The following is a 21,225-nucleotide window of genomic DNA, read 5'->3' as shown; positions in this document are numbered from 1 at the left end:
TCTTCTTTATGCCGGATTTAACTGCCATTGCAGACAAAAGTCGAGAAACAGGGTCAATAACGGGCTCTGGTATTTTTCTTTGTGGTAGATCAACCAGTACTGGCGGCGCATATCGATAGGTAAATCCAGCAAGATCAGTCGCTTGTCATTGACCGCGTGCTGAATAGCGAGCCTTGATAAGCAAGTGATCCCTAATCCGGCCGCCACACAGTTAATGATCGCTTCAGTGGTATTGAGTTCGAATGCCTGATGCCACTCCTCCAGCCGCGGTGAGATGCGATTAAGGAAAAACTCACGAGTGCCCGATCCCGGCTCACGCAGAATCCATTGTGAGTTTTCCAGATCTGACAACCGTAAATTGTCTATATGAGTCAGCGGGTGATCCGGATGGCAAACCACGACCATTTCATCGTCTAACCAGGGCTTGGTGATCAGATCGGCTTGCTGTACTTTGCCTTCAACCAGACCGACATCAAGTTCAAATTCACTGAGTTTGTGGCAGATCTGTGCCGTATTGGAGATAAACAGCGACTGATCCGCATGTTGGGTGCTGGCACGAAAATCGCGGAGCAGGAAAGGGGTTACCTGATTACCGACCGTATCACTGGATCCCACTTTTAATTTTCCGGTGACCGGTCCGGCCTGGTCAAATAGGTTTTCGATCGCGTGGCTGCGAGCCAACAGTTCATCGGCTAAAGGTAACAAGCGCTTACCTTGTTCATTGATGATCAGACGATTGTTATTGCGATCAAACAGCTTATGATCCAGCTGCCTTTCCAGCTCAGCTAACGCCATGCTCACTGCAGGCTTTGATAAAAACAGTTTTTCGGCGGCAGCAGTGATCGTTCTTTCTTGGGCAACGGTGACAAAGACCCTGAGTTGCTTCAGCGCAATATTCATTTTATCTCTTTGGTTAATATCGGTAATAAAAACAAGTTAAGCAAAACTGAAAGTGCAGTTAAATATATTCAATTATTATAAATGCTTCAAATTTTATACACTCTTCCGGTGTTCAGAGATTAATGCTTTCAGCCCAAAGCGGTTACACCGCTACACATGATATTTGGGGTGAGTGCGGAGAAAATATAATGATTAACGCAACGAAACACAGAGTCGCAGGTGCCCCCATTCCAATGGCAGGCCTTGCACTGGGTATTGGTAGTCTTGGCTGGTGTTGGGAAAATGTCGCAGACCTAAACGGTACGGGCCAAGTGGCTGGAGCCGCCATCGCATCGGTACTGCTACTGATCCTTATTACGAAATTTATTTTCCATCCTAAATCCTTGTGGAATGATCTGACTCACCCTGTTGTCGGTAGCGTTGTACCGACGTTTGCCATGGCAATCATGGTGGTATCAAAAACCGTGGGTATGTATGCCCCTTATTTTGCACAAGCGATGTGGCTATTTGCGGTAATACTGCACATGATCTTCCTGCTGTTATTCGTTTATCACCGTGCGATTGAATTCAAACTTCACCATATGGTGCCAAGTTGGTTTGTTCCGCCCATTGGCATTATCGTGGCGGATGTCGCTTTTCCCGGTGGTGTCTTGCGTCCGCTCGCTGAAGGCTTGTTGATTTTTGGTATGGGTGTATACGCGGTGATGCTACCGGTCATGATTTATCGTTTGATCTTTAGCCACGAAATTCCCGATGCAGCGAAACCAACCATTGCGATAATGGCGGCACCAGCAAGCCTTTCTCTTGCCGGATATCTCACTGTGGAGCAGAGTCCATCGCCGGTGATCATTGGTTTATTGGCAGGTATTGCGGTACTGATGACGTTTGTTATCTATGTGGCGTTTTATCGATTGCTGCGCCTAGACTTCAGTCCAGGTTATGCCGCTTTTACCTTCCCAATGGTGATTGGTGCGACAGCACTGTTCAAAACCGCCGCTTGGATGGCAACAAATGGAGTAGCACAAGAATATGTTAATCAAGTTTCCCAGCTTGCGACTATTGAACTGTATGTATCGACGGCCGTTGTGTCTTATGTCGCGCTGCGTTATTTAGCCTTCTACCGTCCGATTTCACGTCTTTTTAGTCCTGTTCCACATAGCGCGTAATGTCGTACGGGTCTCGCTTGGTACAGTCTCATGTGTACCGTACTGTTCTGGCGAGCTTTTTAGGCGGATTGCTTAAAGATTACAAGTTTAGCGAGTGTGATTTGCCCGGTTATGCCGGGCTTTTTTGTATTTGTAATTTAGGTTTGCAGCTAACAAGATCATGGTAGACAATCAGGGTAACTTTCTCTTTTTGTGAGATATCTGCGTGTTTACTGTTTATCACTCAAACCAACTGGATTTATTGAAATCGCTTCTGGTTGAACTGATCCGCCTCAATCCTCTTGATAACCCATTCGAACAAGAACAAATTCTGGTGCAAAGCCCCGGCATGTCGCAATGGCTGAAGATGGAGCTGGCGAAATCATTTGGTGTCGCGGCAAACCTCGAATTCCCTCTGCCAGCAACCTACATCTGGAAAATGTTTACTCAGGTGTTGGCTGACGTGCCCGAGCGCAGTGCTTTCAATAAAGAAGCGATGACCTGGAAGTTGATGGAAGTATTGCCTGAGCAGCTGGATAAGCCGGAGTTTGAGCCGCTAAAACGGTATTTAGAACACGATCAAGACAGTCTGAAAAGTTATCAGCTGGCAGAAAAAATCGCAGATATTTTTGACCAGTACTTAGTGTACCGCCCTGAGTGGATCCAACAGTGGGAAGCGGGTGAAGTCGTTTCTGAATTAGAGGGGGAACATCCGTGGCAGCCAATTTTGTGGCAAGCATTGTATGATCATACCTTAACATTAGAACAATCGCCGTATCATCGTGCCAATTTGTATGAGCATTTTATCGATACACTTGAGAATTACACTCACAGCGGAACCTTGCCTGAAGGGTTTCCTAAACGATTGTTTGTCTTTGGTATCTCGTCGTTACCCCCTCGCTACCTTGATGCATTAGCCGCGATGGGCGAGCATATTGATGTCCATCTGATGTTTACTAACCCTTGTCGTTATTACTGGGGCGATGTCCGTGACCGTAAATATCTGGCGCGACTTGCCGCCAAGCAGCGTTTACAAGTGAAATGGTTAGATGATCACAGTGAGCAGGGCGAGTTAGCCGAGCAGCTTAAAGGCAGCGTTGAAGACAATATACATGATGATATGCACAATGATGTTGTCGGCAACAGTCTGCTGGCTTCAATGGGCAAGCTGGGACGGGATAACCTCTATCTGTTGTCAGAGATGCAAGCCCGGGAAGTTGAAGCGTTTGTGGATATTGAAACAGATACGCTGCTGCATTCAATCCAGGCCGATATTCTTAATTTAGAGAATCGTCAAAATGACGATATTTTAGATTCCAGCGACCATAAGTTGCCCGTTGCTGCGAATGACCCTTCCCTGTCTATTCACGCTTGTCATAGCCCGATGCGGGAAGTCGAAGTGTTGCATGACAAACTGCTCGCCATGTTTGATGCTGATGAAAACCTCAAGCCACGTGATGTGATTGTGATGGTAGCCGATATCAATGCCTACGGGCCTGCAATTCAGGCGGTATTTGGTAATGCGCCCGGTAATCGTTACATTCCATTTTCCATATCTGACCGAACCGCGGAGCAGGAAAACCCGGTTCTGCTGGCTTTCCTGCGTTTGCTAACGTTACCTGAAAGTCGTTGTCACGCATCTGAATTACTGGAATTGCTCGAAGTGCCGGCGGTGATGAGCAAGTTTGGTTTTGACAGTAATAGCTTTGAGCAAGTTAAGCGCTGGATTGAAGAAGCCGGTGTACGCTGGGGATTAGATAAAGAGACAGCCTGTCAGTTTGAGTTGCCGGAGCAACATCAGAATACCTGGTTGTTTGGTATTCAGCGTATGTTGCTGGGTTATGCCATGCCTCATGATGCCGGTTTATTTGAGGGGATTTCGGCTTACGAGCAGGTACAGGGATTAGATGCCGAGCTTGCCGGTCAGTTGGCGAGCTTTATTGATAGCCTGATTTCTTACCGTGAGCAGCTGGCGCAGCCGCAATCGGTTACTGCCTGGACGGAGCGATTAAATCAGCTATTGGATGATTTCTTAGCGGTCGAACTGGAAGGTGAACTGATCCTTAAATCGATCCGTGACAGCCTACATCGCTTACATGAACAGCTTGATGATGCCGGGTATCAAACATTGATCCCCCCCGCAGTTCTGACCCAGTACCTGCAAGATAAACTATCGGGCGAGCGGGTGAGTCAGCGCTTCTTAGCGGGCCAGGTTAACTTCTGTACACTGATGCCAATGCGCTCTATTCCTTTCAAGGCGGTCTGCTTGCTGGGCATGAATGATGGCTCTTACCCGCGAAATATTGCGCCGGAAGGCTTTGATTTAATGGATGGCCGCACCAAAGCGGGTGACCGCTCTCGTCGTGATGATGACCGCTACCTGTTCCTCGAAGCGATCCAATCGGCACAGGAAACCCTTTATATCAGTTATGTGGGCCGCTCGATTCAGGATAACAGTGAAAAAGTGCCGTCGGTACTGGTCAGTGAGCTGGTGGAATATTGTCAGCAAGGTTATTGCGTGGCTGGTGATGAATCTCTCCCAGTCGATGCTTCTGCGGAGCGAATAAAAGCTCAGTTAATTCATCACCACCCGTTAGTCCCGTTCAGCCCTGATGCCTTTACGGGGGAGCAAACCAGCTATGCGGTGGAATGGTTGCCCGCGGCCTTACGCGGCGGAGAGGCAGGAAAAGATTTCCAGCTGGCAGCCCTTGATGAAGAGTCACTTGACGCGGAGCAAACCCGCGTGCTGGATCTGGCTGAACTACAGCGATTCTGGCGTTTACCTGTGCGTTATTTCTTTAATCGTCGTTTAAAAGTGTTCTTTGAACCGCCTATGGGCGTGATGGAAGACGATGAACCCTTTGTGCTTAACGGTTTAGACAGTTATTTGATGCGCGATCAATTACTGGCGTTGTTGCTTGATGCCAAACTGAATCAGCAAAATGACGATGACGTATTCAGACAATTTTCAGCAGAGCAGAAGGCGGCGGGAAATGTCCCTGTAGCGGCGTTTGGCGAGTTAGAGCTGGAAGCGACACGAATCGAGGTGATTGCACTGGCGGATTCAATTTTGCCGTTACTGGCGGGCCCGCTTGATGATCATGAAGTGGATATTGCTTTTCAAATCGAAGGGCAAGAGATTCAGTTGCAGGGCTGGCTCAAGCAGCGTTATCAAGCCGGACTGGTGCGTTATCGCAGTGGCAAAATTCGTGCGCAGGATTTATTAATCGCATGGTTCGATCACCTTTGTCTGGCGGCGGGAGGCCAGAGCCAGATCACTCACCTGATTGGCACCGATGATCATTTAACCTTACTTAAGGTTGAACCTGAGCAGGCAAATACTTACCTCAAAGAAGCGGTGAGTCTGTATTACCAGGGCTTGAATAAGCCGTTACCGTATTTTCCGAAAACGGCCCTTGCCGGTATTAATGCGTGTATTGGCCGGGACGGCAGCTGGAAAGATGATGCCGATACCTTGGAAAAATCACTCAAGAAGATGGCTGATTGCTTTAATGACGGCTATCTCTATCCGGGCGAAGGGGCCGACAATTATATTGCCCGGGTTTGGCCGCAATGGAACGAAACACTAGCGAATGAGGCGTCACAAATGGCGAGCCGAATATTACAGGCTGCCGTTTTACATAGCGAAACAGTGGAAGAATCGTAGGGGTGTAGTGTGGTCGCCAGCAAATCATTCTTATTTGTAGGGTGTTCGCTGTACGACCACAGGTCCAGAGGTAGACCAAGTTTCTGGCCGTGATACTAACCAAACTATGATCGGTAAACCGTGAGTAAACTCTCACATAAATAGAATAAAATGTTATTCCAGATACTGAAAACCCGTTACCAGCACTGGATCACGAAAGTAATGTGATCATTGTCACTAACGTATCTGGTCTCTGAATCAAACTGGGTGATGTCTGATGACTCAAGCAATAACGCAAGACTCCGAATGTAATTCGCAGTCAGACTCGGGAACACATTTGAYGCCGAAATCAGTCGGTGCAGCAACCCTGCAGCCAATGACTTTTCCACTGCATGGGGCTCGTTTGATCGAAGCCTCTGCGGGTACAGGTAAAACCTTTACGATTGCCAGCTTATATTTACGTTTGCTGCTGGGCCATGGCAGTGCAGAAACGCGACATGCCACCGAGCTGACCGTTGATAAAATTCTGGTTGTAACCTTTACCGAAGCGGCAACCGCCGAATTAAGAGATCGCATTCGAGCCCGAATCCATGATGCCCGATTAGCATTTAGCCGGGGTGTCAGTCACGATCCGGTGATCCAGCCGTTGCTTGAGGAAATTAGCGATCATCAGACGGCGGCGCAGATTTTACTGCAGGCCGAGCGTCAGATGGATGAAGCGGCGATCTATACCATTCATGGTTTCTGTCAGCGAATGCTGACCCAAAATGCCTTTGAGTCGGGCAGCCGTTTTAATAATGAATTCGTGACCGATGAAAGCCAGCTGAAAAGTTTAGTCGCGGCCGACTACTGGCGTCGTAATTTCTATCATTTGCCGCATAGCCTGGCGATTGAAGTACGAGACGTATGGTCTTCGCCGACGGCGTTACTGAAAGATATTGGTGGCAGTTTAACCGGAGCGCCAGTGAAGTTAAGCGTCGAGGCGATGACCGATTCACTGGCGGAATTGCACAATACAAACCTCGAACGTATCGAAGGTTTTAAAGCGTTATGGCGTGAACATGAAGCGGATCTGGAAGCATTGATAGCCAATTCCGGTGTGAACAAGCGCAGCTATACCAAAAAGAGTTTGCCGACCTGGTTAGAACAGGTGAGCCTGTGGGCGGCATTGCCAACCTTGGGCTATGATTTGCCGGATAAGCTTGATCGCTTCCATCAGCAGATCCTGATCGAAAAAACGGCAAAAGGTGACGCCCCTGAGCATGAGGTGTTTGTTGCTGTTGCTGATCTGCTGGATAACCCGGCCAATCTGCGCGATCCCCTAATGGCTCACGCGATAGAAGAATGCCGCGTCCTGCTTGCGAAAGCCAAAGAGCGCAAAGGCTGGTTATCGTTCGATGACTTGCTGACTCAGCTATCTGCGGCGATCGATAATGATCGTGACGATCTGCTGGTTGAGCGCATTCGCAGCCAGTATCCCGTGGCGATGATTGATGAATTCCAGGATACCGATCCCCTCCAGTACAGTATTTTCAGCAACATCTATACCACCGAAAGTGCAGAGCAGGCGCAGTGTGGTTTGTTTATGATCGGCGATCCTAAGCAGGCGATCTATGCTTTTCGCGGTGCTGATATTTTCACTTATATTCAAGCGCGTCGTCAGGTCAGTGATCATTACACCCTGGGCACTAACTGGCGCTCAACGGCTGACATGATTGCCTCGGTCAATCGGGTCTTTGAACAGCCGGATAGCCCGTTTATTTACGATCAGGACATTCAGTTCCTGTCGGTGAACCATAGCCCCAAAGCGCCGGAACGTAGCTGGTGGCTCGATAATCAGGCTCAGCATGCGCTGACCTTCTGGCATCAGGATAGCCTGGATGGCAAACCCGTTACTAAAGGCAGTTATCAGCAAGTGATGGCCGAGGCGACGGCAGCCCAGATCCAGAAAGTTCTCACCCAATCCCAGCAAGGTAGTGCCTTTTTCCAGGATAAAGGTCACAAGAAAGCCATTCAGGCGAGTGATGTTGCTGTTCTGGTCAGAACCGGCAATGAAGGCAAACTGGTACGTCAGGCCTTGGCTGAGCAGGGTATTGCCAGTGTCTATTTATCGAATCGCGATAGTGTATTTTCCACTCCTGAAGCCGCTGATATGCAGCGTTTATTGCAGGCGGTATTAACACCAGAAGATGATCGCGCATTGCGTGCGGCGTTAGCTTCCAGTCTTTTTGCGTTAACGGCAGTCGATTTAGACAAGCTCAATAGTGATGAAACCGAGTGGGAAACGGCCGTTAATGCATTTAAAGACTACCGTAAATTGTGGTTAACCCGTGGTGTAATGCCAATGCTGCGCAGTGTGATGGCTAAATCGACCATTGCTGAACGTTTGTTAGCGGAAGAGGGCGGCGAGCGGCGTCTGACTGATTTACTGCATATTGGTGAATTGCTGCAGGAAGCCAGCCAGACCTTAGACAGTGATTACGGTCTGCTACGCTGGTTAGCCGAACACATTGCCGAGCCTAACGGTAATGCAGAAGATCAGGTTTTACGTTTGGAGTCAGAGCGGAACCTGGTTCAGATCGTCACGATCCATAAATCGAAAGGGCTGGAATACGATCTGGTATTCCTGCCGTTTGTCTGTAGCTATCGCGAAGTCGATAAGAAAAGCGAAGTGAAGTATCACGATGAACAGGCAAATATCACCGTTCTTGATATTACTAAGCAAGATGATTCGATAGAAAAAGCCGATAAAGAACGTCTGGCGGAAGATCTACGCTTGATCTACGTAGCGCTAACGCGAGCGGTCTACGGTTGCTATGTTGGCATGGCACCGATCCGTAATGGCCGCAGTACCAAAGAGCCTACCGGCCTGCACCATTCTGCCATGGGGCATTTGGTGCAAAATGGTCAGGAAGGCAGTATCGCGGCTCTGGAGCTTGCCCTGGCTAAACTGGCTGAAAGCCAGTCTGCAATCACAGTGGCCGGGCCGCCAGTTTTGCCGGATAGCAAATGGCAACCGGTCGAGCAGGATGCACCGACACTGCAGCCTAGTGAATTTAACGCAAGAATTGAACGTAACTGGTGGATGACCAGTTACTCCAGCCTGGTCAAACAGGGCCATCAGGCCTATCACGACAGCAGCTTGGATCTGCCCGGTTTTGATATCGATTCTGCGGCAGAAAAAGTGCAGGACGGTGAAGAGGCGATCATTGAGCTTGAGCCTGAGTACTCCATTTATACCTTCCCCCGCGGTGCGCGTCCGGGTACGTTTTTACATACCGTATTTGAAGAAATTGACTTCACTGCACCGGTAGATAGCCCTGAAACCGTCACTATCCTGACTGAGTTACTGCTGCGGGAAAATTACGAGGCGGCTTGGCTGCCAGTGTTGCAGAAGCTGATTGAAGATGTCCTTTATTGCCCGTTGGATGGCAATGATCTTAAGTTGGTTGATAAAAATGCCACCCAGCGCTTAACGGAGATGGAGTTTTTGCTGCCGATTGAATTGCTCTCTTCCGCGATGCTGAACAAAGTGATTGCCAGGCATGATAGTGTCTCAGCCCGGGCCGGTGAGTTAGGTTTTGCTACCGTGAGCGGGATGCTGAAAGGTTTTATTGACTTAGTGTTTGAACATCAGGGCAAATACTACGTGCTGGACTGGAAATCGAATCATTTGGGCGATGATCCTAATGCCTACCGGGGGGATCAGCTGATCGGGGCCATGCGCGATCACCGCTACGATCTGCAATACCAGATTTATGCGTTGGCCTTGCAGCGTTTTCTGCGCAGCCGCATTCCTGACTATGACTATGAAACGCATTTTGGCGGGGTCTATTACCTCTTCTTACGCGGTATTGAAGCCGGCAGTGACAGCGGTATTTTTTATGCGCGTCCGACCCAATCCTTGCTGGCTGAATTAGACCTGTTAATTGATGGAGAGCAGATTGATGCTTAAGCGTTTAGAAGATCTCACCAAACAAGGTGTGCTGCGTCCGTTAGATTATCAATTTGCTAAATTTCTGGCTCAGCGTACCCCCGAGCCACATTCTTCGCTATTGGCGTTGGTGGCAGCCTTAGTGAGCCATGAGTTAGGCAAAGGGCATGTGTGTCTGATGCTCAATAAAATCGATAACCACCCACTGTTTGGCTTACCCCTCAGAGTTTCGGCGGCGTTGTTAGAGGGCTTACCGGCACCTGAACAATGGGCCGCGGAACTGAAGTCGTTGCCTGCGGTATCGGATGCGTCGGAATTCGGTGCCCGGCAGGCCACCCCATTAGTGCTCGAACAGGGGCGGTTGTACTTACATCGCTACTGGAATTTTGAAAAGCTGGTGGCAGAGAAGCTTCATCAAAGCGCGCAATCTATTGAGCCGGCCGCAATCATGCCGACCGTGTTGGATGAGTTGTTTCCGCGTACCTATACCTATTTGTATCAGGCATTGCAGCAGCTGAAGAGAGGGAGGGGCCGGCAAGCAGATTGTGCTGACAGTCGCCACAATGAAGTGTGCGATAAGCTAGATATTGTGCACGCCGAACAACTCGACTGGGCGGCCATCGATCAGGTGTTGCTGTCGGCCGGCAGAGCGGAAGAGCTGAACCCACTCGATGATCTCGTTCCGCAGAGTGCATGCCTTAACTGGCAAAAAGTCGCAGCTGCGACGGCGATCACTCGTCAGTTTTCGGTTATTTCGGGGGGGCCGGGCACGGGTAAAACCACGACAGTAGCAAAGTTATTGGCCGCGCTGGTCAAGCAGGCACAGCACACCAGCCCAGACGGTGAATTACATGTACCAAACATTAAACTGGTTGCCCCTACGGGTAAGGCCGCTGCCCGTTTAACCGAATCGATTGGTCTGGCAGTACAGTCTTTATCTGTTGAGCCGGAAGTGCGTCAGCGTATTCCGACTCAGTCCAGTACCATACATCGTTTGTTAGGCTCGGTGCCTAATCAGGTCGACTTCCGTCATCACCGGGATAATCCGCTGCACCTTGATGTACTGGTCGTTGATGAAGCCTCAATGGTGGATTTGCCTATGATGGCACGTTTGCTCGACGCCCTGCCACCGCATGCCAAACTGATTTTGCTCGGTGATCGGGATCAGCTGGCATCGGTTGAGGCGGGGGCCGTACTCGGGGATATCTGTGCCTTTTCGCACCAGGGATACAGCCAGGAACAAGGCCGGCTGCTGAGCCACCTGACGGGGTTTAATTTATCGCCGATCCAGGCTGGCGCCGTCAGTAAAGTGGCTGATAGCCTCTGTATGCTGCGTAAAAGCTACCGTTTTCATGCCGAATCAGGCATTGGTAAGCTGGCGAAAGCCATCAACGAAGGCAAGCCATATGATGTTGAAAAAGTGTGCCAACAAGGCTTTAAAGATATCAATAACTACCCGTTGAGTGCTGAAAGTTACCAGACCATGATTAATATGACGGTGACTTTCTATCGTGATTATTTAGATGCGATTGAGCAGAAACAAGACCCGAAAGAGGTCCTGAAAGCCTTTTCTAAAGTCCGGTTATTGTGTGCATTGCGAGAAGGTGATTTCGGTGTGGTTGGCTTAAATCAACGTATTGAACGTGAACTGGTTCGTATTGGAAAAATTCGCCCGACGGATGAGACCTGGTATGCGGGGCGCCCGGTTATGATCACCCGTAATGATCATGGCTTAGGCTTGTATAACGGTGATATCGGTATAGCGATGGTTGATCATAAGGTGACTCCTGAGAAACCGCATTTACGGGTTTACTTTGAGATGCCTGACGGCTCGATACGTAGCGTGCTGCCTAGCCGTCTGCCTGCGCATGAGACGGTATATGCAATGACGATCCATAAATCTCAGGGCTCGGAGTTTGCTGATACCTTGATGGTACTGCCTGCAGATTTCAGTCCGATATTGACCCGTGAGTTGATCTATACCGGCGTTACCCGTGCCAAAGAAAAACTGCATCTTTTTGCTCAGCAGGATGTGGTCAATCGAGCTGTGCGCTTACGTACAGAGCGGGCGAGCGGATTGGCGCAGTTGTTGGCCTAATTGATTTTCAGGCGAAAAAACAACAAGCCAGCAGTGTATGCTGGCTGTTTTTTTTATCGAGAAACCCGGGACGCTCAGAGTGTTAACGTTAAGATCTTTGACTTGCGCTGGAAGTTATACAGCGCTTTTTTCGCCATTGGTAACTGCTCGACATCCGTTTCAATAAAGCCCTGTTCACGGAACCAGTGCAGACTGCGTGTGGTTAAAACAAACAGGTGTTTTAAGCCTTGCTCTTTGGCTTGCAGGCGAAGCCGGTTAAGCAGCAATGCGCCACGATCGCCGTCTCTGAAATCGGGATGCACCGCCACACAGGCCATTTCGGCCATCTTCTCTTCCGGGAAAGGATAGAGCGCGGCACAACCGATGATCAGACCGTCACGTTCAACAATGGTAAATTGCTCAATTTCCTGCTCCAGCTGTTCGCGGGAGCGGCGTACCAGGATCCCTCCTTGCTCCAGCGGATAAATGAGCTCTAAGATACCGCCAATATCGTCAATGCCCGCCGTGCGGACCTTTTCGGCACTGGCCATCACAATTTGGGTACCAATCCCGTCAAGTGAGAACAGCTCCTGGATCAGAGCGCCATCTTCTTTATAGCTGATCAGGTGGCTGCGAGGAACGCCAGCATGACATGCGGTGATCGCCCCGCGTAAAAAGCGTGCCGTACCACAATCATCGTCATTGGCGTCCACCAGGCGCTGTAAAGCCATTACGGCTTCATTGGGTAATAGCTCAGATGCCACTTCACCTTCATCGCTGAGCACCCCTTGTTCAGAGCAGAAGCCAATTAACTTATCGGCCTTTAATCGAATCGCTAATTGAGTGGCAACTTCTTCCGAGGTGAGATTGAAGCATTCACCCGTCACCGAACTGGCGACAGGGCCGAGCAGGACGATGGAACGCTGATCTAACTGGCGGTGGATGCCATCAACATCTATCCGGCGAATACGGCCGCTATGACAATAATCGACGCCTTCATCAATACCGAGTGGCTGCGCGATAATGAAGTTGCCACTGACGACGTTAATTTGTGCGCCGGCCATTGGGGTATTGTTTAGTCCCATCGAGAAACGGGCTGTGATATCGAGCTGTAGCTGTCCAGCGGCCTGCTTAACCAGTTCTAAGGCCCGTTCGTCGGTAACCCGTACACCATTATGATAAGGGGTTGGATACCCTTGGCTGGTTAATAAATGTGAGATCTGGGGACGGGCACCGTAAACAACCACAATCCGCAGCCCAAGGCTGTTTAGCAGTGCGATATCATTGACAATATTAGAAAAGTTACGATCTTCGATGGCCTCACCACCGAGCATGATAACAATGGTCTTGCCAATGTGGGCATTCAAATATGGGGCCGATTGGCGAAAGCCTTTGACCAGGGCGGTACTACGAAGCTTCAATATTTTACATCCATGTCGTAAGTAACTATTCATAAAAAATAAATGAATTTCCCCAATTGTACAGATAGTAACGAAATATTTTTTTTTGCTACAAGATCCCGTTATTGAATATCGGTCGTTAATATCTTCCTGAAAGGTGGCGGGGATCCGGTATATTACCGAGGTTATCAATGATCTATGAATGGCGATGAAAAAAGCGAAGTTACAAACATTACAAAGCCTCAGTCTGGTGTTGTTCACTTCGACGGGACTTATCTTTGCGGCATCACTGGTAATAGGGCTGGTTAAAGCAGACTTATTCAAGTCAGAGCCGGTTGCTCAAATTTATGGTACCTGGGTTGAGCAGGAAGTGGCTCCGTATGTTGCAGACCGTTTTGAGATCCGCCCGGCAGGGGTGTTTATTCACGGGCGTCAGGTAAGTACTCACTTTGAGTGGGATGGCAGTACGTTAAAGTATCGCCTGGGTGATGACATTTATCTTTATACCTATTTATCTGAGAGTCTGGTTCGGCAAAAGCCCGCGCATTATATTTCCACTTTTAGCCGTTAGGGGGAAGCACAGTAAGTAATGTGTTGTTTTCTCTGTCGTTACTATTCACCTTATTCCGCAAATAAAACAAAGCCTTGACACAAAGCCTTACACAAAGTGTTAATTTCTCATGAAGATAACGCTTTCCTGCAGGTGAGTGTTTGCTAACATCAAACATATTCAGCCGTCAGGCTCTTTTTCAAACTATAGTAGGTCTCTACCGTGTTTCGTAAAGTTACAATCGCAATGTTAATTATTGGCTTGGCAGGGTGCGCTAAGCCGACTGATCGAGGTCAGCAATATGTAGATGGCAATTTTGATCAGGTCTTGAATCAAGTGCCTACGGTAGAGTCAGATAAACCGCGTGATTACAATATGTTTGCTGAACAGATGGCGCAGGTGATAGCACGATCTTCGTCGATGACAAGCAAATATCAGGCGCTATACCGTCAGATTGACAATTGGGCGGAGCAGAGCGGCGATCCCAGCCAGTTAGGTCAATATGGTATTCAGATTGCGCAAATGGGGGGCGGTGATGAAAATGGCAATGTACTGTTCACCGGTTATTTTTCACCCATTATAGAATTACGCCATCAGCCTGATGAGGTTTTTCATTACCCTGTTTACGGCATGCCGAAATGTGATGAGACTTGCCCGACCCGCGCAGAGATCTATCAGGGGGCATTGGAAGGGCAAGGGCTGGAGCTTGGCTATAGTGCATCGATGCTTGATGTGTTTATGATGGAAGTACAGGGCAGCGGTTTTGTTCACTTTGATGATAACAATGAGTTGCAGTATTTCGCCTATAAAGGCAAGAACGACCACCCTTATGTCAGTATTGGTCGCATTTTGATTGAGCGCGATGAAGTACCTCGTGAGAAGATGTCACTAAAGGCGATTGAAGAATGGGTTTCTTTGCAAGATGAAGCCACCGTGCGTGAATTGTTAGAGCAAAACCCATCTTATGTATTTTTTCTGCCACAAGAGAGTCTCGATGTGATGGGAACGGCCGGTATCCCGCTGTTAGCACATGCATCGGTCGCAGCGGATCGTGAGTATTTACCAATGGGGAGCGTGTTGCTGGCAGAAGTGCCTCAGCTCGACAGCGAAGGTAACTGGAACGGCCAGCATGTTCTTAAGCTATTAATGGCGCTGGATACGGGAGGCGCGGTGAAGAAAAATCACCTCGATCTGTATCATGGTATGGGGGCGCAGGCGGGTACTGATGCTGGCCACTATAAACATTTTGGTCGGGTATGGAAGCTGGGCTTACAAGGTAGCGAGACGGAAGCCCCATGGCTGTCTCCGGCGGCGATGAATTAATAGCTCGCCGGGAACAGGGGAGACTGGACAATCAAGATCAGAGCGCGTATAAAACGCGCTCATTCTTTATCTGAACGACTAAAAGTTATACGTGAATTACTATGCGTAAATTAGAAAAACCAGCCTCAGACAATTACAACCAGCGTTTTGGCGGCACCCGCCGTTTGTATGGCAACAGTGACGTTGAAATTCTGCGTGCCGCACACGTGTGTGTGATCGGTATTGGTGGTGTAGGCTCTTGGGCTGCGGAAGCGCTGGCACGTTCAGGTATTGGCGAGCTGACTCTGATTGATATGGATGATGTGTGCGTTACCAACATCAACCGCCAGATCCATGCGATGACGGGTACGGTTGGTCAGAGTAAAATTGAAGTGATGGCCGAGCGTATCAAGTTGATCAACCCGGAATGCCAGGTGAATCTGATTGATGACTTCATTACGCCGGAAAACATCCCGGAATATATCGACAGCCGTTTTGACTATGTGCTTGATGCCATAGACAGCATGAAACCAAAGGCGGCATTGCTGGCGTATTGTAAGAGTAATAAGTTCAAAGTGATCACCACCGGTGGTGCGGGTGGCCAGTTGGATCCGACGCAAATTCAAATTACTGATCTGACGAAAACCATTCAGGATCCATTAGCCAAGAAGCTGCGTGATACCTTGCGTCGTCATCATAACTTCCCAAAGAACCCGAAGCGTAAATTTGGTATCGACTGTGTGTTCTCGACTGAGCAGCTGAAGTACCCGCAGGCTGATGGCTCGGTGTGTAATGTGAAAGCCACGGCGGATGGACCAAAACGTATGGACTGTGCCAGCGGCTTCGGAGCGTCGACTGTCGTAACGGCCACTTTTGGCTTTGTCGCGGTATCGCGCATCATTGCCAAACTGATTGAGAAGCATAGCAAGTAGACGTGAGATCCGAGTAGCGAGAGTCTAGTTTCTCGCCACTCTCTACTTTTCTCTGCTTTTACAGAAGCGTTAGCCTTCCGCCAACGCTTTTATCTGCTCGACAATGGCTTTTAAACCATTGCCTCGTGATGGGCTGAGGTGAGCAATCAGACCGAGCTGGTCAAAATACGTATCGATATCAAATTCACGGATCTCCTCGGCGGTTTTTCCTTCATACGCGGCGAGTACCAAGGTGATCAGACCGCGAACAATACGAGCATCAGAGTCTGCCGCGAAATGAAAGCAATTGCCTTGCGCTTCATGGGTTAGCCAAACCTGACTCTCACAACCGCTGACTTTTAACTGATCTTGTTTTAACTCTTCAGGCAATGCCGGTAATTTCTTACCTAACTGAATGACATTGCGGTATCTGTCTTCCCAGCCTTTGGCGGCTTGCATCTGCGCCACAATATCGTCAGCCGTAATGTCAGTACCGAATGGGTGTTGAGGTAGTGTCGCTTCTGTCATGAGAGTCCTTATAGCAAGCTACATGCTTTGTGGAGCGCAGTAATAAAGCGCTCGATGTCTTGTTCTGTGTTATACAGGGCTAATGATACCCGCAGAGTGCCTGTTAGCCCTAGTGCATCCAGCATCGGATGGGCACAGTGGTGGCCTGCTCGCAGGGCGATACCTTGTTGATCCAATAAGGTTGCAATGTCTTGATGGTGCACGCCTTCGACAACAAACGAAAACAGGCTGGCATGGGGTTGCAAGCCGACAATACGAAGATCTTCAATATCGGCGATGCCATCAATCGCCTTCTGCCGTAACCGCTGAATGTGTTGTTCGGCACCTTCCCGGTCGAGTGATTGCAACCAGTCAATCGCAGTGGCCAGTGCCAGGCTACCCGCAATATTTGGGGTACCGGCTTCAAACTTACCCGGCAGGGCTGAAAATGTGGTGCCGGCAAAAGAGACTTTTTCCACCATTTTTCCGCCCCCGTGCCAGGGTGGCATGGCATCTAGAATGGCTTGCTTGCCATAGAGCACGCCAATGCCGGTAGGGGCATAGAGTTTATGGCCGGAGAAGACATAAAAGTCGGCATCCATCGCCTGAACATCAACCGTTTCATGAACAATACCCTGAGCGCCATCAACGACGACGACAGCACCTTGCTGGTGGGCTGCGGCTATGATTTGTTCAATCGGATTACGGGTACCTGTCACATTGGTGATATGAGCGACGGCGACAATTTTGGTGTTGTCGGTTAAGCACTGGTGAAAGGCATCCATATCCAGCGTGCAATCGGGTTTCATTGGGATCTTGACGACCTTTGCCCCGGTCTGCTCCGCGACAATTTGCCAGGGCACGATGTTGGCGTGATGTTCCAGTTCACTCACGAGAATTTCATCGCCGGCTTGCAGGTTCTGGCGCGCATAGGTCTGAGCTATGAGGTTGAGTGCTTCGGTGGCACCCCGGGTCCAGATAATTTCGTTGCTAAAGCGGGCATTGATAAATTGCTGCACCGTGCTGCGGGCGCGTTCGAATTGTGCTGTCGCCGTTGCCGTCAGACTATGACTGCCACGATGCACATTGGCATTGTGACCACTGTAATACTGCCGGATGGTTTCAATGACAACCTGAGGCTTCTGGGCTGTCGCGGCACTATCAAGATAAACCAGAGGTTGACCATTACAGTCTTGATCTAAAGCCGGAAACTGTGGGCAAATTTGGTTGATATCAAATTGGGCAGTCATGGTGAGTCACATTGGGTTAATTGTAGGGGGCGATCATGCTAATTATTGGCGTTGAGGGCAAGTGATTATCCCTATTCCACCAGATAATTATACTCAAGAAGTGATTTTGTCGTTGCCAGAAAGGCGGGAATAAAAAAAAGCACTGTGTTGAGACACAGTGCTAACAATAAAAACTTTGACGGATAGGTCAAAAAAACAGGAAGTAAATTGGTAGATTGACTACCTGTCCGGCACAACCCGGACAATATGCAAACACAACATCGCAGCATTGGCTTGTCGATAAGTGCTAGAGAGCAAAATATCAGATGTTCAAGCCTTTGTTGCGCAGAGAATCATAGGGTTTCTATAGCACTTGAACAATGGACAATTTATAATGTTCACCATTAAAAAAACTAATGTGTTGGCCAGTACCGGAAAACTATGTCTAGACGATTACCACCACTCAATTCACTAAAGGTCTTTGAAGCTGCAGCCAGGCATTTGAGTTTCACTCGGGCAGCGGAAGAGTTATTTGTCACACAAGCGGCTGTAAGCCACCAGATTAAAGCCATTGAGGAGTTTCTCGGGCTAAAATTATTCCGCCGTCGTAACCGGTCATTGTTACTGACCGAGGAAGGGCAGAGCTATTTTCTCGATATAAAAGACATTTTTTCTGCTATCTCAGATGCAACAGATAAGGTGCTTGAACGGGGGGCAAAAGGGGCGTTAACCATTAGTTTACCTCCTAGTTTTGCTATTCAGTGGCTGGTACCACGTTTGGCTGATTTTAATGAGCACCATCCCGAGATTGATGTGCGAATTAAAGCCGTTGATCTGGATGAAGGATCGTTAACAGACGATGTTGATGTCGCGATTTATTACGGCCGTGGTAATTGGCCGGGATTACGGGCAGATAAACTGTATCAGGAATACCTGCTGCCTGTCTGTTCGCCTATGTTGCTCGCGGGATCCAAACCGCTGCGAACGCTCGATGATCTCAAGCTTCACACCTTGTTGCACGATACCTCGCGTAAAGAGTGGAAAAGCTATGTCCGCCATTTTGAACTCTCCGGTATGAACGTTAACCATGGGCCGATTTTTAGCCACTCAACCATGGTACTTCAGGCCGCCGTACACGGTCAGGGCATTGCGTTGGGAAATAATGTGTTAGCGCAACCAGAATTAGACGCCGGGCGTCTGGTATGTCCATTTGATGAAATCCTGATGAGTAAAAACGCGTTCTATTTAGTGTGTCAGGAAAAACAAGCGGAGACCGGACGTATCCAGGCTTTCCGTGACTGGGTACTGGCAAAAGCAGCCAGCGAGCAAGAGGACATTGCTGATGGCTAATACGGGACCTGATGTTGAACAAGCATCTGCATTACCGACATACCTTATTGACGGCCCCCAGCGAGGCGAAGAGGCGATAGCGACCTTTTTATTTGCTCATGGTGCCGGGGCCGGGATGGATCACGAATATATGACGGCTATTGCTCAAGGCGTCGCAAAGCATGATATTCGCGTTATACGGTTTGATTTCCCTTACATGGTCAAACGCCGGGAAGACGGTAAAAAACGTCCGCCAGATCGCCAGCCTAAGCTGTTGCTGGATTTCCAAAAGTACATCAATGAGTTTGCTGACGGTAAACTGGTGATTGGTGGTAAATCCATGGGCGGTCGAATGGCCAGCCTGATAGTGAGTGACATTGCGGCTGGATCACCGGATGTGGAAAACTGCAGTGCGAACGTGCAGGGGGTGGCGTGTTTAGGTTTTCCTTTTCACCCGCCCGGCAAGCCGGAGAACTTTCGAGGTGAGCATTTAAAAGTCGCCACTTTACCGACGTTAATTCTGCAGGGTGAGCGAGATACCTTTGGTACCCGAGCTGAAGTTGAAGGTTGGCAGTATGCAAAATCAGTTTCTGTCAGTTTTTTACCCGATGGTGACCACAGCCTTAAGCCGCGAAAAGCGTCGGGGTATACCGAGCAGGGAAACCGCGAATTAGCGATAGAGCAGCTAGCTACTTTTATTAAGGAATGTGTGGGTGCCAGTTAAAATTATCTTACTTTTCGCAGCGTTAAGCGGTGCCGTCATGGTGGCGTTGGGAGCCTTTGCCGCTCACGGCCTGAAAGCTCAGTTGCCACCTTATTTACTCGATGTGTTTCAAACCGGGGTACAATATCAGGCCTGGCACACGCTCGCGTTGGTCGGATGTGGATTATGGGCACGCATTATGCCGACAAAAGCGGTATTATACGCAGCCCTGTTTTTTGCAGTGGGTATTTTGCTCTTTAGCGGCAGCCTGTATGCGCTGGCGTTGACGGGAATTAAATGGTTCGGCCCCATCACTCCGCTGGGGGGCACGTGTTTTATTATTGGTTGGGTAGCGCTTGCGGTGGCTGCCTGGCGTTCAGCTTGAGGGTTCAAAGTGAATCAAGTTATATTGTACTGTCGTCCAGGCTTTGAAAAAGAATGTGCCGGTGAAGTTCAAGACAAAGCGAACAAACTGGAGTTATATGGTTTTCCTCGGACGAAAAACAATACCGGTTACGTGGTGTTTGAATTTCATCAGCAGGGTGATGCCGAGAAATTCATTAAACTACAGCCTTTCTCTTCGTTAATCTTTGCCCGCCAGATGTTTGCGGCAACAACGTTATTAACGGATTTACCTCAAGACGATCGTATTTCACCGATCCTTGAAGCGGTTAAAGATTTCCCTCGTTGTGGTGATCTGCGTATTGAAACGCCAGATACCAATGAAGCCAAAGAGCTGTTGAAATTCTGCCGTAAGTTCACGGTGCCGCTACGCCAGGCGATGCGTAAAAAAGAAGTGCTGTATGCGAAAGATAATGGATGGAAGCCAGTGCTTCATGTCTGTTTTATCGCACCAGGTTGCTGCTATGTGGGTTACTCGCTATCCAACAACAACTCGCAGTTCTTTATGGGTATTCCGCGTCTTAAGTTCCCTTCCGATGCGCCAAGCCGTTCAACGCTAAAACTGGAAGAAGCTTTCCACGTATTTATTCCTCGCGAAGAGTGGGATGAGCGTCTGGCTTCCGGTATGTGGGGCGTTGATCTGGGTGCTTGCCCGGGTGGCTGGACGTATCAGCTGGTTAAGCGCTCGATGTTTGTACATGCGATCGATAACGGACAGATGGCGCAGAGCCTGATGGATACCGGTCAGGTTAAGCACCACGAAGTGGATGGTTTCAAGTTTGAGCCGCCACGTAAGAACGTGACCTGGATTGTCTGTGACATGATTGAGAAACCAGCACGAGTTGCTCACCTGATGGGTGATTGGTTGATCAAGGCATGGGCGAAAGAAGCCATCTTCAACCTGAAACTGCCAATGAAAGGCCGTTACGATGAAGTGCTGCAAGATATTGAAAACCTGAAGCATTACCTGATCCAAAATGGTGTGAAATTCAATCTGCAGGCGAAGCACCTGTATCATGACCGTGAAGAAATCACGGTACACATCCAGCGTTTGGACAACCGTTCTGCACATTGATGTTGAGACTAAACAATACTCGTTATTCTTGCTAAAGCGGGAATTTCGTATAACGAGTGTTAAGTGAGTTCGGATATACAATGCTGAAATACAAAAAACGCCATCATCGCTGATG

General features: G+C 49.0%; 15 protein-coding genes. 11 read left to right on the top strand and 4 right to left on the bottom strand.

Annotated elements, in window-relative coordinates:
• Positions 1-6 precede the first annotated feature (6 nt).
• Positions 7-900: a LysR substrate-binding domain-containing protein gene (locus L4D76_RS23625; protein ID WP_428443317.1), complete on the bottom strand. Its 894-nt coding sequence runs from the start codon at positions 898-900 to the stop codon at positions 7-9.
• 188 nt (positions 901-1,088) lie between these two features.
• Between L4D76_RS23625 and L4D76_RS23620 the strand changes: the two genes are divergently transcribed.
• From L4D76_RS23620 to recD, 4 genes are all read left to right on the top strand, one after another.
• Positions 1,089-2,066: a TDT family transporter gene (locus tag L4D76_RS23620; protein ID WP_428443316.1), complete on the top strand. Its 978-nt coding sequence runs from the start codon at positions 1,089-1,091 to the stop codon at positions 2,064-2,066.
• Positions 2,067-2,271: 205 nt separating this feature from the next.
• The gene (recC, locus tag L4D76_RS23615; protein WP_428443315.1) at positions 2,272-5,712 is read left to right on the top strand and encodes an exodeoxyribonuclease V subunit gamma; all 3,441 of its coding nucleotides are present in this window, start codon (positions 2,272-2,274) and stop codon (positions 5,710-5,712) included.
• Between the two features lie 355 nt (positions 5,713-6,067).
• Positions 6,068-9,646 carry an exodeoxyribonuclease V subunit beta gene (recB, locus tag L4D76_RS23610; RefSeq protein ID WP_428443325.1) on the top strand — a complete coding sequence of 1,193 codons (3,579 nt, stop codon included), beginning with the start codon at positions 6,068-6,070 and terminating at the stop codon, positions 9,644-9,646.
• The gene (gene recD / locus L4D76_RS23605; RefSeq protein ID WP_428443314.1) at positions 9,639-11,723 is read left to right on the top strand and encodes an exodeoxyribonuclease V subunit alpha; all 2,085 of its coding nucleotides are present in this window, start codon (positions 9,639-9,641) and stop codon (positions 11,721-11,723) included. The genes recB and recD overlap by 8 nt, the downstream gene beginning before the upstream one ends.
• Positions 11,724-11,797: 74 nt before the next feature.
• Here the strand turns inward: recD and argA are convergent, their stop codons facing one another.
• Positions 11,798-13,123: an amino-acid N-acetyltransferase gene (gene argA, locus L4D76_RS23600; protein ID WP_428443313.1), complete on the bottom strand. Its 1,326-nt coding sequence runs from the start codon at positions 13,121-13,123 to the stop codon at positions 11,798-11,800.
• Between the two features lie 181 nt (positions 13,124-13,304).
• Here argA and L4D76_RS23595 point away from each other — a divergent pair, with 181 nt between their 5' ends.
• The 3 genes from L4D76_RS23595 to tcdA all read left to right on the top strand — a co-directional run bounded on the left by L4D76_RS23595 (position 13,305) and on the right by tcdA (position 15,886).
• On the top strand, positions 13,305-13,673 hold the full coding sequence (locus tag L4D76_RS23595; RefSeq protein ID WP_428443312.1) for a DUF2850 domain-containing protein: 369 nt from the start codon (positions 13,305-13,307) through the stop codon (positions 13,671-13,673).
• A 201-nt stretch (positions 13,674-13,874) separates the two neighbouring features.
• Positions 13,875-14,975: a murein transglycosylase A gene (gene mltA, locus L4D76_RS23590; RefSeq protein ID WP_428443311.1), complete on the top strand. Its 1,101-nt coding sequence runs from the start codon at positions 13,875-13,877 to the stop codon at positions 14,973-14,975.
• Positions 14,976-15,076: 101 nt separating this feature from the next.
• Entirely contained in the window at positions 15,077-15,886 is an 810-nt protein-coding gene (tcdA, locus tag L4D76_RS23585) for a tRNA cyclic N6-threonylcarbamoyladenosine(37) synthase TcdA (RefSeq protein ID WP_428443310.1), read from the top strand.
• A gap of 69 nt (positions 15,887-15,955) precedes the next feature.
• Here tcdA and csdE read toward each other — a convergent pair whose 3' ends face one another.
• Both csdE and csdA read right to left on the bottom strand, forming a co-directional pair.
• Positions 15,956-16,393, bottom strand: coding sequence for a cysteine desulfurase sulfur acceptor subunit CsdE (gene csdE, locus L4D76_RS23580; protein WP_428443309.1), 438 nt, complete (start codon positions 16,391-16,393; stop codon positions 15,956-15,958).
• An 8-nt stretch (positions 16,394-16,401) separates the two neighbouring features.
• Positions 16,402-17,622 carry a cysteine desulfurase CsdA gene (gene csdA / locus L4D76_RS23575; RefSeq protein WP_428443308.1) on the bottom strand — a complete coding sequence of 407 codons (1,221 nt, stop codon included), beginning with the start codon at positions 17,620-17,622 and terminating at the stop codon, positions 16,402-16,404.
• A 420-nt stretch (positions 17,623-18,042) separates the two neighbouring features.
• Here csdA and L4D76_RS23570 point away from each other — a divergent pair, with 420 nt between their 5' ends.
• From L4D76_RS23570 to rlmM, 4 genes are read left to right on the top strand one after another with little or no spacing between them, the layout of a single operon-like run.
• Entirely contained in the window at positions 18,043-18,951 is a 909-nt protein-coding gene (locus tag L4D76_RS23570; RefSeq protein ID WP_428443307.1) for a transcriptional regulator GcvA, read from the top strand.
• Positions 18,944-19,654 (top strand): alpha/beta family hydrolase, encoded by a 711-nt coding sequence (locus L4D76_RS23565; RefSeq protein ID WP_428443306.1) that lies wholly within the window; start codon positions 18,944-18,946, stop codon positions 19,652-19,654. Before L4D76_RS23570 ends, L4D76_RS23565 begins: the two co-directional genes overlap by 8 nt.
• A 37-nt stretch (positions 19,655-19,691) precedes the next feature.
• Complete coding sequence (locus L4D76_RS23560) at positions 19,692-20,018, top strand: DUF423 domain-containing protein (protein ID WP_428443324.1); 327 nt, start codon at positions 19,692-19,694, stop codon at positions 20,016-20,018.
• 9 nt (positions 20,019-20,027) lie between these two features.
• A complete protein-coding gene (rlmM, locus tag L4D76_RS23555) occupies positions 20,028-21,110 on the top strand; it encodes a 23S rRNA (cytidine(2498)-2'-O)-methyltransferase RlmM (protein ID WP_428443305.1) in 1,083 nt (360 codons plus the stop codon).
• Positions 21,111-21,225: the final 115 nt, after the last annotated feature.

This window comes from Photobacterium sagamiensis (assembly GCF_050337085.1).
GTDB classification, from domain to species: Bacteria; Pseudomonadota; Gammaproteobacteria; order Enterobacterales; family Vibrionaceae; genus Photobacterium; species Photobacterium sagamiensis.
This window is presented reverse-complemented; position numbering and strand designations above follow the sequence as displayed.